The sequence below is a fragment of the Streptomyces sp. NPDC059785 genome (assembly GCF_042732375.1).
Taxonomy (GTDB): Bacteria; Actinomycetota; Actinomycetes; order Streptomycetales; family Streptomycetaceae; genus Streptomyces.
The window spans coordinates 123,572-139,419 of record NZ_JBHWHV010000008.1 but is presented as its reverse complement, the minus strand read 5'-3'; the positions used below and the strand labels follow the sequence as shown (position 1 = coordinate 139,419).

The following is a 15,848-nucleotide window of genomic DNA, read 5'->3' as shown; positions in this document are numbered from 1 at the left end:
GAGTGCCCAAGGTGACGACGGGAACACCTTGTGAAACGTGAGACCGGTCACATAGCGGGGCGCTAAGGAAACCCTCAGGTTGTTCAACCCGTCTTCTCAGATTTCTTACCTAGCGTTCCGACGCATGAGTCTCATGCGCAATCTGAACCGGGCGCTCACCGCCACCACGGGCCTCCAGGTGCGTAAGGCCGCTCCGGCCGCACCTGTGACGTCCGCCAAGCCCAAGCCCGTGGCGGCGAAACCCGGCAAGCGGCCCACGCCGGTGTACCGATGTCCCGCTCCGGAGGAGCTGGCGACGGACCGGTTGCTTCGGCAACCGGTCTTCATCATGTCACCCGTGCGTTCGGGCTCCACCCTGCTGCGCATGCTGCTCAACGCCCATTCGCGACTGCACTCCCCGCACGAGACGCACATCCGCCGCCTGGAGGTGGACTACGGCAGCAAGCTGGCACAGCGCGCCATGAGCGCCCTCGACCTGGAGCGCGGCGACCTGGAGCATCTGCTGTGGGACCGGGTCCTGCACCGCGAGCTGACGAAGTCCGGCAAGGACTTCCTGGTCGAGAAGACGCCGAGCAACGCGTTCGTCTACCGGCGGATCAAGGACTGCTGGCCCGACGCCCGCTTCGTCTTCCTGCTGCGCCACCCCGTCTCCATCGCCCAGTCCTGGCACGAGGGCGACCCCGACAAGCGCAGCTACGAGGAGGCCGCCGCCGACGCGCTGCGCTACATGAAGGCCGTCGACAACGCGCGCAAGGGACTCACCGGCGGCCACACCGTGCGCTACGAGGAGATCACCGCCGACCCGGAGAAGGAGATGCGGCGCCTGTGCGCGTTCCTCGGCGTCGACTTCGAACCGGCCATGCTCGACTACGGCAAGCGCGACGACTCCCAGGTGGTCAAGGGGCTCGGCGACTGGCGCGACAAGATCCGCACCGGCTCCGTGCAGGCGGGCCGAGCGCTGCCCGGCGACGACGACATCCCCCCGTTGTTGCGCCCGATGTGCGAGGCATGGGGTTACACCTCGTGAAGCCGCACGCCGAGATAGCGGAGGTGTGGCCGCGCGACGGCCGCATCCGGCTCGTGGGGCACATCCACGGGCGCACCGTCCGGGCCGGTGAGGACTGGCGGCTGCTGCTGGTCCGCCGCGCCCGCGCCGACCAGCGGCTGCGGTACGCGGCACGGCTCGCGGGCGACCGGTTCGAGAGCGAGCTGCCCATCGTTGACCTCACGACCGAGGACCCGGCCGCGCTCGAGGAGTGGGACATCCACCTCACCGACGGCGAGGTGGAGCTGCGCGCGGGCCGGCAGCTCGACGACATCCGCGGCAAGAAGAAGATCATGGTCTTCCCGGAACAGCGCACGGGGACCCTCCGCGTCCGCCCGTACTACACGGTCAAGGACAACCTGTCCCTGGAGTGCCGCACGCAGACCCAGGGGGGCGGCGCATGACGGACCGTCACCCCCTGCCGAAGGTGCGTTACCTGCTCCTGCACGCGTACGGCCGCGGCGGCACCATCCGCACGGTGATGAACCAGGCCAACTCCCTCGTCGCGGCGGGCTGGAGCGTCGAGCTGGTGAGCGCGGTGCGCCGCCGCGACGACGTGCAGTTCCCGCTGGACCCCAGGGTGGAGGTCTCCACGGTCGTCGATCTGCGCGAGGACGCCCACACCCCGCGGAGCGGTCTGCTGGGAAAGCTGCGCGACCGGCGCCGCGGCAAGCAGTTGGAGGCCCCCGCCAAGCACATCCCCGAGGGCGAGTTCGGCTACCGGTACTTCAACCGCTACGTCGAGGACCGGCTGATCGCGTATCTGCGTTCGCTGACCGACGGCGTCCTGGTGACCACCCGGCCCGCGCTCAACTTCCTCGCCGCCGAGCACGCCACCGGCGGGGTGGTCAGGATCGCCCAGGAGCACATGAACCACGGCACGCACCGGCGCGACGTGCAGCGGCGCATCCAGCAGACCTACCCGCGCTTCGACGCGGTCGCCGTGCTCACCGAGCGGGACCGCGAGGAGTACGCGCAGCTCCTGCCCGGCACCCGTGTGGTGCGCATCCCCAACGCCGTGCACTCGCTCGACCAGGTGCCCGCCTGCCCCCGCGAGTCGAAGGTCGCGGTCGCCGCGGGCCGGCTCGCCCCGCAGAAGGGCTTCGACATGCTGATCCCGGCCTGGGCGAAGCTCGTCGGCGCCCACCCGGACTGGCAGCTCCGCATCTACGGCGGCGGCGAGAAGCGGGCCGAGCTGCGCGCCCTGATCGAGGAGCACCACCTCTACAACCACGTGTTCCTGATGGGCCACACCGACCGGCTCGACGACGAACTCGCCAAGGCGTCGTTCTACGTGCTCAGTTCCCGCTTCGAGGGACTGCCCATGGTGATGATCGAGGCGATGAGCCACGCGCTGCCGGTGGTCAGCTTCGACTGCCCGACCGGGCCCGCGGACGTGCTCACCCACGGCGTGGACGGCCTGCTGGTGCCGCCGGAGGACCCGGACGCGCTCGCCGACGCCATGGGCCGGCTGATGGGCGACGACGGGCTGCGCGAGGAACTGGGCGTCTCCGCCCTCCTCACCGCCTCCTCCTACGGGCCGGACGCCGTGCACCCGCGCTGGGAGGCCCTCTTCACCGAACTCCACGAACAACGGCGCCGCAGCGGTGCCGCGAAAGGACAGCACGCATGACCACCACGTCCAGGGCGCAGGGGGCCACGATCTGGCTCACCGGGCTGCCGAGCGCGGGCAAGACCACGATCGCCCGCATCCTCGCCGGCCGGCTGAGGTCCGAGGGACACCGCGTGGAGGTCCTCGACGGCGACGAGATCCGCCGCTTCCTCTCCGCGGGGCTCGGTTTCTCCCGCGAGGACCGCAACACCAACGTGCAGCGCATCGGCCTGGTCGCCGAGGTGCTCGCCCGCAACGGCGTCCTCACCGTCGTGCCGGTCATCGCCCCGTACGCCGACAGCCGCGAGGCCGTCCGCAAGCGCCACGAGACCAGCGGCACCCCCTACTTCGAGGTGCATGTCGCGACGCCCGTCGAGGTGTGCAGCGAGCGCGACGTGAAGGGCCTGTACGCCCGCCAGGCCGCCGGCATGCTGACCGGTCTGACCGGCGTCGACGACCCGTACGAGCCGCCGCTCGACCCGGCGCTCACGCTGCGGACGCAGGACCAGAGCCCCGAGGAGTCGGCGGCCGCCGTCCACGCCCTGCTGTCGGAGAGGGGGCTCGCATGACCTCCGCGGCCTCCACGGCTTCCACGGCTTCCACGGCCGCCGAGCGGACTTTCGCGCTGTCGCATCTGGATGCGCTGGAGTCCGAGGCGGTGCACATCTTCCGCGAGGTGGCGGGCGAGTTCGAACGGCCGGTGATCCTCTTCTCCGGCGGCAAGGACTCCATCGTCATGCTCCACCTCGCCTTGAAGGCGTTCGCGCCCGCGCCGGTACCGTTCTCGCTGCTGCACGTGGACACCGGACACAACTTCCCCGAGGTCCTGGACTACCGCGACCGTGTGGTCACCGCCCACGGGCTGCGCCTCCATGTGGCCTCCGTCCAGGACTACATCGACCGCGGTGTGCTCCGCGAACGCCCCGACGGCACCCGCAACCCCCTCCAGACCCTCCCCCTCACCGAGAGAATCCAGGCCGAACGCTTCGACGCCGTCTTCGGCGGCGGCCGGCGCGACGAGGAAAAGGCCCGCGCCAAGGAACGCGTCTTCTCCCTGCGCGACGAGTTCTCCCAGTGGGACCCGCGCCGCCAGCGCCCCGAGCTGTGGCAGCTCTACAACGGCCGCCACGCCCCCGGCGAACACGTCCGCGTCTTCCCCCTGTCCAACTGGACCGAACTCGACGTCTGGCAGTACATCGCCCGCGAACACATCGACCTGCCCGGCATCTACTTCGCCCACGAACGCGAAGTCTTCAACCGGAACGGCATGTGGCTGACCGCCGGCGACTGGGGCGGCCCCAAGGACGGCGAGACCGTCGAAAAGCGCCAGGTCCGCTACCGCACCGTGGGCGACATGTCCTGCACCGGCGCCGTCGACTCCGACGCCACCACCCTGGACGCCGTCATCGCCGAGATCGCCGCCTCCCGCCTCACCGAACGCGGCGCCACCCGCGCCGACGACAAGATGAGCGAGGCCGCGATGGAAGACCGCAAGCGCGAGGGGTACTTCTAACCATGACCAGCACCACCACCGTGACCGGTACGGCCACCACCGTGACCAGCACCGCCGTGACCGGCACCGCCACCACCGTGACCGGCGCCGCCGTCGACACCCTGCGGTTCGCGACGGCCGGGTCCGTCGACGACGGCAAGTCCACCCTCGTCGGCCGCCTCCTGCACGACTCCAAGTCGGTCCTCGCCGACCAGCTCGAAGCCGTCGAGCGCGCCTCCGCCAGCCGCGGCCAGGAAGCCCCCGACCTCGCCCTCCTCACCGACGGCCTGCGCGCCGAACGCGAACAGGGCATCACCATCGACGTGGCGTACAGGTACTTCGCCACGCCCCGGCGCCGGTTCATCCTCGCCGACACCCCCGGCCACGTGCAGTACACCCGCAACATGGTCACCGGCGCCTCCACCGCCGACCTCGCCGTCGTCCTGATCGACGCCCGCAACGGGGTGGTCGAGCAGACCCGCAGGCACGCCGCCGTCGCCGCCCTGCTCCGCGTCCCGCACGTCGTCCTCGCCGTCAACAAGATGGACCTCGTGGGATACGAGGAGAAGGACTTCCAGCGCATCGTCGAGGACTTCGCGGGCCATGCCGCCGAGCTCGGCCTGCCCGGGTTCACCGCGATCCCGGTCTCCGCGCTGTGCGGCGACAACGTGGTGGAGCGGTCCGCGCACATGGACTGGTACACCGGCCCGGCGCTGCTGGAGTTCCTGGAGACGGTGGAGGTCGCCGGTGACCCGGACGACGCTCCGGCGCGCTTCCCGGTGCAGTACGTGATCCGGCACGACGGCGTGCGGCACTACGCGGGCCAGCTCGTGTCCGGGCGGCTGCGGGTCGGCGACCGCGTCACCGTCCACCCCTCCGGGCAGACCTCCGAGATCACCGGCATCGACGTGCTCGGCACCGAGGCGGACGTGGCGTACGCGCCGCAGTCGGTGTCCGTGCGGCTGGCCGACGAGCGCGACGTCTCCCGGGGCGACCTGATCACCGCGGGCACGGATGTGCCGTCGCTGAGCCAGGACGTCCGGGCCGCCGTCTGCCATCTCGCCGACCGGCCGCTGCGGGTCGGCGACCGGGTACTGGTCCGGCACACCACGCGCACGGTGAAGGCGATCGTGAAGGACCTCGCGGGCGCGGACGAGCTGACGGCCAACGACCTGGGCTCCGTCACCCTGCGCACCGCCGAGCCGCTGGCGCTCGACGACTACGCGCGGATCCGCCGTACCGGCGCGTTCCTGCTGGTCGACCCGGCGGACGGCGCGACGCTCACCGCGGGCATGGCCGTACTGGACTGACCGCCCGGTGCCCGACGCCCTCAGATTCCGAGCGTGAGCCGGGGCCTGGGGGCGTCCGTGCGTCCGGTGCGCGGGGGCCGGCTGCCCGCCGCGTACGGCTCGGGCCAGGCGACGCCGGGACCCGAGTAGCCCTGTTCGGCCGCCGCGTGCAGCGTCCAGTGCGGGTCGTACAGGTGCGGTCGCGCGAGCGCGCACAGGTCCGTGCGCCCGGCCAGGATCAGGGAGTTGACGTCGTCCCAGGAGGAGATCGCGCCGACGGCGATCACCGGGACGCCGGCCTCGTGGCGGATCCGGTCGGCGAACGGCGTCTGGTAGGAGCGGCCGTACTCGGGGCGCTCATCCGCGACGACCTGCCCGGCCGAGACGTCGACGGCGTCCGCGCCGTGCGCGGCGAAGGCGCGCGCGATCCCGACCGCGTCGTCCCCGGTGGTGCCGCCCTCGGCCCAGTCGGTGGCGGAGATCCGCACGGTCATGGGCCGCTCCTCGGGCCACACGGACCGTACGGCGTCGAAGACCTCCAGCGGGAAACGGAGCCGCCGGGCGAGCGAGCCGCCGTAGGCGTCGGTGCGCCGGTTGGTGAGCGGCGAGAGGAAGCCGGAGAGCAGATAGCCGTGGGCGCAGTGCAGTTCGAGGAGGTCGAAGCCGCAGCGCGCCGCCCGCCAGGCCGCCGCCGCGAACTGCTCGCGCAGATCGGTCAGTTGTGCGCGGGTCAGCTCCCGTGGCGTCCGACCGCCCGGCTTGTACGGGATCGGGGAGGCGGCCACGAGGGGCCAGTTGCCGTCGGGCAGCGGTTCGTCCATGCCCTCCCACATCAGCCGGGTGGAGCCCTTGCGTCCCGAGTGGCCGAGCTGGACGCCGATGGCCGTGCCGGGCGCCCGGGTGTGCACGAAGTCGGTGATCCGCCGCCAGGACTCGGCCTGGGTGTGGGTGTACAGGCCGGTGCAGCCCGGGGTGATCCGGCCCTCGGGGGCCACGCACACCATCTCGGTCATGACCAGTCCGGCCCCGCCCAGCGCCCGCGCGCCCAGGTGCACGAGGTGGAAGTCGCCGGGGACGCCGTCCACCGCCGAGTACATGTCCATCGGGGAGACGACGACCCGGTTGCGCAGGGTCAGTCCGCGCAGCCGGAACGGGGTGAACATCGGGGGCGTGCCCGGCGGGCAGCCGGACTCGCGCTCCACGGCGGCGACGAAGCGCGCGTCGCGCAGCCGCAGGTTGTCGTGGGTGACGCGGCGGCTGCGGGTGAGCAGGTTGAAGGCGAACCGGCGCGAGGGCTGGTCGAGGTAGCGGCCCAGGTTCTCGAACCACTCCAGGCTGGCGCGGGCCGCCCGCTGGGTGGACTCGACCACCGGGCGCCGCTCCGCCTCGTACGCGGCCAGCGCCTCGCCGGTGGTGGGCTGCTCCTCCAGACAGGCGGCGAGGGCGAGGGCGTCCTCGACGGCGAGCTTCGTGCCGGAGCCGATGGAGAAGTGGGCGGTGTGCGCGGCGTCGCCGAGGAGGACGACGTGGCCGTGCGACCAGTGACCGTTGACGACCGTGCGGAAGGTGGTCCAGGCGGAGTTCCCGGCGCGCAGGGCCCGGCCGCCGAGCGCGTCGGTGAAGATCTTGGCGCAGCGCTCGACGGACTCCCGTACGTCCAGGTCCGCGAAGCCCGCCGCCCGCCAGACCTCCTCGCGCATCTCGACGATGACGGTGGAGGCGTCGGCCGCATAGGGGTAGCCGTGGAGTTGCATGACACCGTGCTCGGTCTCGGCGGTCTCGAAGCGGAAGGCGTCGAAGGCGAAGTCGGCGGCGAGCCAGAGGTAGCGGCAGCGGTGCTCCGTGACGGCGGGCCGGAAGTGTTCCGCGTACGTCTCGCGGACCCGGCTGTGCACGCCGTCGGCGGCGATCACCAGGTCGTACGCATCGGCGAGTTCGGCCACGGGCGGCGCCTCGGTGCGGAAGCGCAGCTCGACGCCGAGGGAGCGGCAGCGTTCGTGCAGGATCGCGAGGAGCCGGCGGCGGCCGAGGGCGGCGAAGCCGTGGCCGCCGGAGGTGTGGCGCTCCGAGCGGTGCACGATGTCGATGTCGTCCCAGCGCACGAACTCCTCGCGCAGCGCCGCGTAGACCACCGGGTCGGCGTGTTCGATGCCGCCGAGGGTCTCGTCGGAGAGGACGACGCCGAAGCCGAAGGTGTCGTCGGGCGCGTTGCGCTCCCAGACGGTGATCTCTCGGCCGGGGGCGAGGCGCTTGAGGAGGGCGGCGGCGTAGAGCCCGCCGGGTCCGCCGCCGACGACGGCGATCCGCCGGGCCCGCGCGGCCCGGGCGCCGGGCACGGTCATCGCCCCGGTCACCGTCATCGCCCCCGCCACTTCGGCGGCCGTTTCTGGGTGAAGGCCGCGTGGAACTCCGCGTAGTCCTCGCCGTGCATGAGCAGCGCCTGGGTGGCGGCGTCCAGCTCGACCGCGGCGGCGAGCGGCATGTCGAGTTCGGCGGTCAGCAGGGCCTTGGTCTGGGCGTACGCGAGGGCCGGGCCGGTGGCGAGGCGGCGGGCGAGCGCCTGGGCCGCCTCGTCGACGCGGCCTTCCTCGGTGAGTTCGCTGATGAGTCCGATCCGCTCGGCCTCGGGCGCCCGGACCGGTTCGCCCAGCATCAGCAGCCGGGTGGCGTGGCCGAGGCCGACCACGCGGGGCAGCAGATAGGCGGCGCCCATGTCGCCGCCGGACAGGCCGACGCGGGTGAAGAGGAAGGCGAACCGGGCCGAGGGGTCGGCGACGCGGAAGTCGGCGGCGAGCGCGAGGACGGCGCCGGCGCCCGCGGCGACCCCGTGCACCGCGGCGATCACCGGGAAGGGACACTCGCGCAGGGCCCGTACGACCTGTCCTGTCATCCGGTTGAAGTCGAGGAGCCGGCCGGTGTCCATCTCCAGGGTGGCGCCGATGATGTCGTCGACGTCGCCGCCGGAGCAGAAGCCGCGGCCCTCCCCGGCGAGCACCAGGGCGCGCACGGACTTCTCGCGGGACAGCTCGGCGAGCAGGTCGCGCAGGTCGGCGTAGGCGCCGAAGGTGAGCGCGTTGAGTTTGTCGGGGCGGGCGAGGGTGACCGTCGCGACCCCGTCGGCGATCCGGCACGTCACGTGCCGCCAGTCAAGGGTGCGGGCGGCGGAGCCGGTGAAGGGACTCATGACGTACGGCCTCCTCGGTCGGGGGCGGCGGACGTACGGACTCGGGGGCGCAGGCGGCCCGGTGCGGGCCGCGATGCGTGGCGGACGCGGCTGTGCGTGCCCCCTCACGAAGCTATCACTGGTCTGTGACTGTCGTCACGAGTGCGCGATAAGACCGCGTCCGGACGCGACGTCCCGTGACGGCGTCACGGATCCTCCACAGGGCGGTAACGGCGGGAGCTGCCGGACGGGGGTCCCGCGTTCACTCGGGTAGGCAGCCCGGCGCGGGACGAAGGTCCCGTCCGGTGCCCGCCGAGCGCCCCTGTTCGGCCACGCCGTACCATTCCTATGTTGAAAGCAGGATGACCTGCTGATGAACGGACCCGCCTTGCACGAGCCGCCCCCCGCCGCCGCCTCCTGGCGTATCGCGCTGCCGCACACCGCCGCGGCCGTGCCGGTCGCGCGTGCACTGGTCCGTACGGCGCTGGCCGATCTCGATCACGCGGCGGACAGCGACACGGCGGAGCTGCTGACGGCGGAGCTGGTCGCCAACGCCGTGGAGCACACGGCGGGCGACGGCCCGATAGAGCTGGTCGTGGAGTTGCGGCCGTCCGGCTGTCAGGTCGAGGTGCACGATCCGGACCCGGCGCCGCCCGGGGACCTCACCGTCCCGCACCCGCTCGGCGAACCCGACCCCTGGCAGGAGCACGGGCGCGGGCTGCTGCTCATCCGCACCCTCAGCTCGTCCTGCGGCCACCGCCTCACCGAGACGGGCAAGGCGGTGTGGTTCCGGCTCGCGGCGGTCCCGGCCCAGCGCCGCGCGCCGCGCCCTTCGCTCCCCTAGCCGGTCACGTCGGCAGTCGCCGTCCGGGCGGCCGCCAGCCGTGAGTGACGGCGCCCGTAGCCCGCGTACACCAGCGCTCCCGCCAGCAGGAACCCGGCGAACTGGAGCCAGGTCGTCCAGCCCGTCTCGTACATCAGGTACAGGCAGAAGGCGATGCCGAGCAGCGGTACGACGGGGTAGAGCGGGACGCGGAAGGTGCGGGCGAGGCCCGGCTCGCGGCGGCGCAGCGCGATCACCGCGACGTTGACGACCGCCATGGTGGCCAGCGTGCCGATCGTGGTCAGGTTCACGACCGCGTCGAGCGAGGAGAAGGCCGCCGGGACCGCGAAGACGACCGCGACGACGACGGTGCCCGCGACCGGCGTGGAGGTCTTCGGCGAGACCCGCTCGAAGACGCGCGGCACGAGCCCGTCGCGGGACATGGACATCAGGATGCGGGTCTGCCCGTACATCACCGCGAGGACCACCGAGGCGATGGCGACGACCGCGCCGAAGGCGACGATCCCGCCGCCGACCGCGGAGCCGGTGACCTGGTTGACGACGTAGGACAGCGCAGCGGGACGGCCGCCGACCTCGTCCGCGCCGACGGCACCGATCGCGGCGAGGGCCACGGCGCAGTACAGCAGGGTGACCACGCCGATGCAGATCAGGATGGCGATCGGCACGTTGCGGCGCGGGTTCTTGGCCTCCTCGCCCGCCGTGGTGATCGCGTCGAAGCCGATGTACGAGAAGAAGGCGGCCGTGGTGCCCGCGCCGATGCCGCCGAGCCCGGCCGGCGAGAACGGCGTGAGGTGGCCGTCCTGGAACGCCTTGAAGCCGATCGCGCAGAACACGACGAGGATGGCCAGCTTGAGCACCGCCATGGCCGCGGTCGCCCGCGCGCTCTCGCGCACGCCGCGCACCAGCAGCACGGCGGCCAGCGCGATCACCACGACGGCGGGCAGGTTGACGGCGCCGCCGTCGGCGGGGCCCGCGCAGAGCACGGCGGGCAGCCGCCACCCGGTCAGGCTGTCGAGCAGTTCGTTGACGTACTGGCTCCAGCCGACCGCGACGGCCGACACCGAGACGCCGTACTCCAGGAGCAGGCACCAGCCGACCAGGAAGGCGGTGGACTCGCCGAGACCGGCGTAGGCGAAGGAGTAGGAGGAGCCGGAGACCGGGATGGCGCCGCCCAGCTCCGCGAACGAGAACGCGGTGAACACGCAGGTGATCGCGGCGAGCACGAACGAGACGACGACGGCGGGCCCGGCCTGGGCGACCGAGTCGGAGAGGCCGACGAAGATGCCGGTGCCGACGATGGCGCCGACGCCGAAGCAGACGAGCTGGAAGAGGCCCATGGTCCGCTTCAGACCGTGCCCCTCCAGGTCCGCGCCGGATTCGGCGACGAGGGCGGCGGGGGACTTGACGCGCGGGACGCGCCCGGTGCGGGAACCGGGGCCGGTGCGGGGGCCGGGGCCGGTGGGGACGGCGGACATGCGGGTGGTGCTCATTTCCGGTGGTGCGGGGCGGCCGGGTGGGCCGCGCGACGGGCCGCGGAAGGGGTGGTTCCGGGCCCGTCCAGGATCGTACGGGGTGTGCGGGGCGCGCGCTGCGCGGGAGGGTCTCAGGCGAGGGTCGCGACCAGGACCGCCTTGATGGTGTGCAGCCGGTTCTCCGCCTCGTCGAAGACCACCGAGTGCGCCGACTCGAAGACCTCGTCGGTGACCTCCAGGGAGTCCAGGCCGTGGCTGGCGTGGACCTCCCGGCCGACCTTGGTGCCGAGGTCGTGGAAGGCGGGCAGGCAGTGCAGGAACTTCACATCCGCGTTGCCGGTGGCCCGCAGCACGTCCATGGTCACCGCGTACGGCGCCAGGGCGGTGATCCGCTCGTCCCAGACCTCCTTGGGCTCGCCCATGGAGACCCAGACGTCGGTGGCGACGAAGTCGGCGCCGCGGACACCCTCGGCGACGTCCTCGGTGAGCGTGACGGTGGCGCCGGAGACCTCGGCCAGCTTGCGGGCGCGGGCGACGATCTCGTCCGCCGGCCAGTAGGCGCGCGGGGCGACGATCCGCACGTCCATGCCGAGGAGCGCGCCGGTGACCAGGTAGGAGTTGCCCATGTTGAAGCGGGCGTCGCCGAGGTAGGCGAAGGCGACCGCGTCCAGCGGCTTGTCGGTGTGCTCGGTCATCGTGAGCACGTCGGCGAGCATCTGGGTGGGGTGCCAGTCGTCGGTCAGCCCGTTGTAGACCGGCACACCGGCGTACGCGGCCAGCTCCTCGACACCGGCCTGGCTGTCGCCCCGGTACTGGATCGCGTCGAACATCCGGCCGAGCACCCGCGCGGTGTCCTTCACGGACTCCTTGTGCCCGATCTGCGAGCCGGCCGGGTCGAGGTAGGTGGTGGAGGCACCCTGGTCCGCGGCGGCGACCTCGAAGGCGCAGCGGGTGCGCGTGGAGGTCTTCTCGAAGATCAGCGCGATGTTCCGGCCGCGCAGGTACGGGGTCTCGGTCCCGGCCTTCTTGGCCGCCTTGAGCTCCGCCGCCAGCTCGATCAGACCGCGGAACTCGTCCGCGGTGAGGTCCAGCTCCTTGAGGAAGTGGCGGCCGGCGAGGGCGGTCGGGACTGTCGCCATGGGGGCGCTCCAGGGTTACGAAGACAGGTACCTTTGGAATTATATACGACAACTAACATTTCTATACGGCGTCCCGTTCGACCGGGCAGCTCATACAGCGCGGGCCGCCCCGGCCGCGGCCGAGCTCGCTGCCCGGGATCTCGATGACCTCGACGCCCTGCTTGCGCAGGTGCGTGTTGGTGGTCGCGTTCCGCTCGTAGGCGATGACCACGCCCGGCTCGACGGCCAGCACGTTGCAGCCGTCGTCCCACTGCTCGCGCTCGGCCGCGTGCACGTCCTGGGTGGCGGTCAGCACCCGGATCCGGTCGAGCCCGAGGGCGGCGGCGATGGCGCGGTGCATGTGCTCCGGCGGGTGGTCGGTGACCTTCAGCTCCGTCTCCCCCACGCCCGGCTCGATGGTGTACGAGCGGAGCATGCCGAGCCCCGCGTACTGCGTGAAGACGTCGCCGTCGACCATCGTCATCACGGTGTCCAGATGCATGAAGGCCCGCCGCTTCGGCATGTCGAGGGCGACGATGGTGCGCGCCGAACCGGCCGCGAACAGCTTCAGCGCCAGCTTCTCGACGGCCTGCGGCGCCGTCCGCTCGCTCATCCCGACGAGCACCGCGCCGTTGCCGATCACCAGGACGTCGCCGCCCTCCATGGTGGCCGGGTAGTCCGCCTGCCCCTCGGACCAGAACCGGAACGATTCGTCGCGGAACAGCGGATGGTGCCGGTAGATCGCCTCGAAGTGGACGGTCTCCCGCTGCCGGGCCGGCCAGCGCATGGCGTTGATGGAGACCCCGTCGTAGACCCAGGCGGAGGTGTCCCGGGTGAAGAGGTGGTTGGGCAGCGGGCCGAGCAGGAAGTCGTCGGGCTCCATGGCGTGGAAGCGCACGGAGGACGGCTCCGGGTACCCCTCCAGGTATTCGCGCTTGGTCATGCCGCCGACCAGGACGGCAGCCAGATCCGGGGCGGTCATCGCCTCGAAGGAGGCCCGCAGCGGCCCGGTGGCGAGCGGCCCGTACTCCTTCTCCTCGAAGACCCGGTCCAGGACGAGCGTCCTGGCCTCGGGTATCTCCAGGGCCTCGGAGAGCAGGTCGCCGAAGAGGTGGACGGCGACCCCGCGGTCGCGGAGCACGTCCGCGAAGCCGTCGTGCTCCGCGCGCGCCCGGCGCACCCAAAGCACGTCGTCGAAGAGCAGCGCGTCCTTGTTGCTCGGAGTGAGCCGTTTCAGCTCGAGATCCGGCCGGTGCAGGATGACGCGGCGCAGCCGCCCGGCCTCGGAGTCGACATGGAATCCCATGTCTCCATCCTGGCCAGCCGGCCCCGCGTTCACCCGTCGATCGACGTGAACACCGTCTCCGCCTTCCGTTCTCATCTACTTGACGATAAGACGGGCGGCCGATTATCGTCTTAGTGACGAGAAACGGTCGCGGGTCCGGTCCGCACCGTGACGACGAGGGGGTTGTGTTCCATGGCCGACATCACCCGGCGGCTGGGCTGGCGGCATCTGCGCGGCGCGCCGACCGCCCATGTACGGCACCACCGGTCGGGCCGGCTGGTGCACGACGGGCCGGGCCTCAGCTTCTGGTACCGCGCCCTGCACGCGGCGCTCTCCGAGGTCCCGGTCGACGACCGCGAGCTGGCCATGACGTTCCACGCCCGCACCTCGGACTTCCAGGACGTGGCGGTGCAGGCGACGGTCACCTACCGGATCGGTGACCCCGCCCTCGCGGCCGGCCGCCTCGACTTCTCCGTGGACCCCGACACCGGGGTGTGGCGCGGGGCCCCGCTCGAACAGCTCGGCACCCTGCTGACCGAGACCGCCCAGCAGCACGCCCTCGACGTCCTCGCCCGTACGACGCTGGCCTCCGCCCTGGTGGACGGGGTCGCGGCGGTGCGCGAACGGGTCGCGAGCGGCCTCGCGGCCGAGCCCCGGCTGCCCGCCACCGGCATCGAGGTGGTGGCCGTGCGGGTGGTGGCGCTGCGTCCGGAGCCCGAGGTGGAGCGGGCGCTGCGCACCCCGGCGCGCGAGCAGGTCCAGCAGGAGGCGGACCGGGCGACGTACGAGCGGCGCGCCGTGGCCGTCGAGCGGGAGCGCGCGATCGCCGAGAACGAACTCGCCAGCCGCATCGAACTGGCCCGGCGCGAGGAGCAGTTGGTCGACCAGCGGGGCACCAACGCGCGCCGCGAGGCGGAGGAGAAGGCCGCGGCGGACGCGGTACGGGCCGAGGCGGAGGCGGCCCGTACCGTCCGCCTCGCCGACGCCGAGGCCGCCCGTACGGTACGCCTCGCCGAGGCGGAGGCGACGCGGGCCGTCCGGCTCGCCGGGGCGGAGGCGCAGGCCGCGCGCGAGGTGGGCGAGGCACGGGCCCGCGCCCAGGAAGCCTGGCTGCGCGTACACGCCGACGTCGACGTCCGCACCCTGCACGCCCTGACGGGCACCCGCCTCGCCGAGAACCTGCCCCGCATCGGCAGCGTGACGGTGTCCCCGGACGTGCTGACGGGGCTGCTCACCCGGCTGGGCGGGGCGGAAGCCCTACCGGGCGATGGTCCGGGGGCGGGTGGCGATCCGGGGGCGGGGCCCGGCAGCGGCCCGGGGACAGAGCCCGGCGGCGGCCCGGGGGCGGTCCCAGGGAGCGGTCCCGGAGCCGGGCCGGGCGACGGCCCGGGCAGCGGTCCTGGCGGCCGTCCGGGAGCGGGGCCGGGTGGCGGCCCGGGAGCCGAGCCGGGGCGGCGGGCGTGAGCCTCGCGCCGCGGGTCGTGCTGGTCCACCGCACCACCGAATACGAGGAGCTGGTTGCCCGGCACGGCACGCACGGGCAGGCGGCCTTCTTCCTGTCCTCCCGCGGACGCGACATCGCGGAGGTGGCGGAACGCTCCCGGCGGACCCGGCGGGCCCTCGCCGAGGTCGCCGCCGCCGTCCCGCTCACCTGGCGCCAGGCCACCGTCGAACGCGCCGACCTGGACCGTTTCCTCTTCGCGGCCGAGGACGTCGTGGTGGTGGCGGGCCAGGACGGCCTGGTCGCCAACGTCGCCAAGTACCTGACGGGACAGCCGGTCGTCGGCATCGACACCGACCCCGGGCGCAACGCGGGCGTGCTGGTACGGCACCGGGCCGGTGACGCGGGCGCGCTGATCCGCGCCGCCGCGGCGGGGCGCGGCGCGCGGACCGACGACCTGACCATGGTCGAGGCCGTGGCGGACGACACCCAGCGCCTGCTGGCGCTCAACGAGATCTACCTCGGAGCGGCGGGCCACCAGACGGCCCGCTACCGCCTGGGGCTCGACGGCGACAGGGGAGTCGTCGAGCCCCAGGCCTCGTCCGGCGTCCTGGTGGGGACGGGGACGGGCGCGAGCGGGTGGCTGCGGTCCGTCTGGCAGGAACGGGGCGCGTCCCACCCGCTACCGAGTCCCACGGACGACACGCTGCTGTGGTTCGTCCGCGAGGCATGGCCGTCCCCGGCCACCGGCACCTCCCTGGTCGGCGGCGGCCTGCCGCGCGGCTCCCACCTGCGCCTCACCGTCGAGTCCGACCGCCTGATCGCCTTCGGCGACGGGATGGAGAACGACGCGGTGGAACTTACTTGGGGGCAGACGGTGCGGGTGGGGGTGGCGGAGGGGCGGTTGAGGTTGGTGGTCTAGGGCGTGTTGCGAAAGTCCCGTCGTTCGCCCGAAGGGCGCAACTTTCGCAACACGCCCTGGATCCGCAGGGCCCGGCGGCGCCCCGTCAGGGGCGCGGGGAACTGCGCGACCAGCCACAGCGGCCCCGCAGCCGCCCGACGACCGCCCGGCGGCAGCACCGCCGGC

General features: G+C 72.7%; 14 protein-coding genes. 9 read left to right on the top strand and 5 right to left on the bottom strand.

What is annotated here, in order from left to right:
- The first annotated feature begins 124 nt into the window (after positions 1 to 124).
- The 6 genes from ACFV6E_RS08765 to ACFV6E_RS08740 are packed head-to-tail and all read left to right on the top strand — an operon-like array spanning position 125 to position 5,459.
- Positions 125 to 1,027, top strand: coding sequence for a sulfotransferase family protein (locus ACFV6E_RS08765; protein WP_385460120.1), 903 nt, complete (start codon positions 125 to 127; stop codon positions 1,025 to 1,027).
- Positions 1,009 to 1,449, top strand: coding sequence for a hypothetical protein (locus ACFV6E_RS08760; protein WP_385460118.1), 441 nt, complete (start codon positions 1,009 to 1,011; stop codon positions 1,447 to 1,449). The genes ACFV6E_RS08765 and ACFV6E_RS08760 overlap by 19 nt, the downstream gene beginning before the upstream one ends.
- On the top strand, positions 1,446 to 2,678 hold the full coding sequence (locus ACFV6E_RS08755; protein ID WP_385165620.1) for a glycosyltransferase family 4 protein: 1,233 nt from the start codon (positions 1,446 to 1,448) through the stop codon (positions 2,676 to 2,678). The genes ACFV6E_RS08760 and ACFV6E_RS08755 overlap by 4 nt, the downstream gene beginning before the upstream one ends.
- The gene (gene cysC, locus ACFV6E_RS08750; RefSeq protein WP_385165618.1) at positions 2,675 to 3,226 is read left to right on the top strand and encodes an adenylyl-sulfate kinase; all 552 of its coding nucleotides are present in this window, start codon (positions 2,675 to 2,677) and stop codon (positions 3,224 to 3,226) included. The genes ACFV6E_RS08755 and cysC overlap by 4 nt, the downstream gene beginning before the upstream one ends.
- Positions 3,223 to 4,170, top strand: a complete 948-nt coding sequence (gene cysD, locus ACFV6E_RS08745; RefSeq protein ID WP_385460116.1) for a sulfate adenylyltransferase subunit CysD — start codon at positions 3,223 to 3,225, stop codon at positions 4,168 to 4,170. The genes cysC and cysD overlap by 4 nt, the downstream gene beginning before the upstream one ends.
- 2 nt (positions 4,171 to 4,172) lie before the next feature.
- Complete coding sequence (locus ACFV6E_RS08740; protein ID WP_385460114.1) at positions 4,173 to 5,459, top strand: sulfate adenylyltransferase subunit 1; 1,287 nt, start codon at positions 4,173 to 4,175, stop codon at positions 5,457 to 5,459.
- 20 nt (positions 5,460 to 5,479) lie between these two features.
- Here the strand turns inward: ACFV6E_RS08740 and ACFV6E_RS08735 are convergent, their stop codons facing one another.
- Positions 5,480 to 7,798 carry a bifunctional salicylyl-CoA 5-hydroxylase/oxidoreductase gene (locus tag ACFV6E_RS08735; protein WP_385460112.1) on the bottom strand — a complete coding sequence of 773 codons (2,319 nt, stop codon included), beginning with the start codon at positions 7,796 to 7,798 and terminating at the stop codon, positions 5,480 to 5,482.
- Complete coding sequence (locus ACFV6E_RS08730; protein WP_385161733.1) at positions 7,795 to 8,622, bottom strand: enoyl-CoA hydratase family protein; 828 nt, start codon at positions 8,620 to 8,622, stop codon at positions 7,795 to 7,797. Before ACFV6E_RS08730 ends, ACFV6E_RS08735 begins: the two co-directional genes overlap by 4 nt.
- Positions 8,623 to 8,974: 352 nt before the next feature.
- Between ACFV6E_RS08730 and ACFV6E_RS08725 the strand changes: the two genes are divergently transcribed.
- Positions 8,975 to 9,445: an ATP-binding protein gene (locus ACFV6E_RS08725; protein WP_385161735.1), complete on the top strand. Its 471-nt coding sequence runs from the start codon at positions 8,975 to 8,977 to the stop codon at positions 9,443 to 9,445.
- Here ACFV6E_RS08725 and ACFV6E_RS08720 read toward each other — a convergent pair.
- The 3 genes from ACFV6E_RS08720 to ACFV6E_RS08710 all read right to left on the bottom strand — a co-directional run bounded on the left by ACFV6E_RS08720 (position 9,442) and on the right by ACFV6E_RS08710 (position 13,341).
- Positions 9,442 to 10,920, bottom strand: coding sequence for an amino acid permease (locus ACFV6E_RS08720; RefSeq protein WP_385460177.1), 1,479 nt, complete (start codon positions 10,918 to 10,920; stop codon positions 9,442 to 9,444). The two genes, ACFV6E_RS08725 and ACFV6E_RS08720, sit on opposite strands and share 4 nt — an antisense overlap.
- Positions 10,921 to 11,048: 128 nt before the next feature.
- A complete protein-coding gene (gene argF, locus ACFV6E_RS08715) occupies positions 11,049 to 12,056 on the bottom strand; it encodes an ornithine carbamoyltransferase (protein ID WP_385460110.1) in 1,008 nt (335 codons plus the stop codon).
- Between the two features lie 61 nt (positions 12,057 to 12,117).
- Positions 12,118 to 13,341, bottom strand: a complete 1,224-nt coding sequence (locus tag ACFV6E_RS08710) for an arginine deiminase (protein WP_385161741.1) — start codon at positions 13,339 to 13,341, stop codon at positions 12,118 to 12,120.
- A 171-nt stretch (positions 13,342 to 13,512) separates the two neighbouring features.
- On the opposite strand from ACFV6E_RS08710, the gene ACFV6E_RS08705 reads away from it, so the two are divergent.
- The gene (locus ACFV6E_RS08705; RefSeq protein WP_385460108.1) at positions 13,513 to 14,784 is read left to right on the top strand and encodes an SPFH domain-containing protein; all 1,272 of its coding nucleotides are present in this window, start codon (positions 13,513 to 13,515) and stop codon (positions 14,782 to 14,784) included.
- Positions 14,781 to 15,683, top strand: coding sequence for a hypothetical protein (locus tag ACFV6E_RS08700; protein WP_385460106.1), 903 nt, complete (start codon positions 14,781 to 14,783; stop codon positions 15,681 to 15,683). Before ACFV6E_RS08705 ends, ACFV6E_RS08700 begins: the two co-directional genes overlap by 4 nt.
- Positions 15,684 to 15,848 lie beyond the last annotated feature (165 nt).

Excerpts from the sequence above, each read along its gene's own strand:
- ACFV6E_RS08765 (WP_385460120.1), top strand. The coding sequence starts at position 125 with ATGAGTCTCATGCGCAATCTGAACCGGGCGCTCACCGCCACCACGGGC.
- ACFV6E_RS08760 (WP_385460118.1), top strand. The coding sequence starts at position 1,009 with ATGGGGTTACACCTCGTGAAGCCGCACGCCGAGATAGCGGAGGTGTGG.
- ACFV6E_RS08755 (WP_385165620.1), top strand. The coding sequence starts at position 1,446 with ATGACGGACCGTCACCCCCTGCCGAAGGTGCGTTACCTGCTCCTGCAC.
- cysC (WP_385165618.1), top strand. The coding sequence starts at position 2,675 with ATGACCACCACGTCCAGGGCGCAGGGGGCCACGATCTGGCTCACCGGG.
- cysD (WP_385460116.1), top strand. The coding sequence starts at position 3,223 with ATGACCTCCGCGGCCTCCACGGCTTCCACGGCTTCCACGGCCGCCGAG.
- ACFV6E_RS08740 (WP_385460114.1), top strand. The coding sequence starts at position 4,173 with ATGACCAGCACCACCACCGTGACCGGTACGGCCACCACCGTGACCAGC.
- ACFV6E_RS08735 (WP_385460112.1), bottom strand. The coding sequence starts at position 7,798 with ATGACGGTGACCGGGGCGATGACCGTGCCCGGCGCCCGGGCCGCGCGG.
- ACFV6E_RS08730 (WP_385161733.1), bottom strand. The coding sequence starts at position 8,622 with ATGAGTCCCTTCACCGGCTCCGCCGCCCGCACCCTTGACTGGCGGCAC.
- ACFV6E_RS08725 (WP_385161735.1), top strand. The coding sequence starts at position 8,975 with ATGAACGGACCCGCCTTGCACGAGCCGCCCCCCGCCGCCGCCTCCTGG.
- ACFV6E_RS08720 (WP_385460177.1), bottom strand. The coding sequence starts at position 10,920 with ATGTCCGCCGTCCCCACCGGCCCCGGCCCCCGCACCGGCCCCGGTTCC.
- argF (WP_385460110.1), bottom strand. The coding sequence starts at position 12,056 with ATGGCGACAGTCCCGACCGCCCTCGCCGGCCGCCACTTCCTCAAGGAG.
- ACFV6E_RS08710 (WP_385161741.1), bottom strand. The coding sequence starts at position 13,341 with ATGGGATTCCATGTCGACTCCGAGGCCGGGCGGCTGCGCCGCGTCATC.
- ACFV6E_RS08705 (WP_385460108.1), top strand. The coding sequence starts at position 13,513 with ATGGCCGACATCACCCGGCGGCTGGGCTGGCGGCATCTGCGCGGCGCG.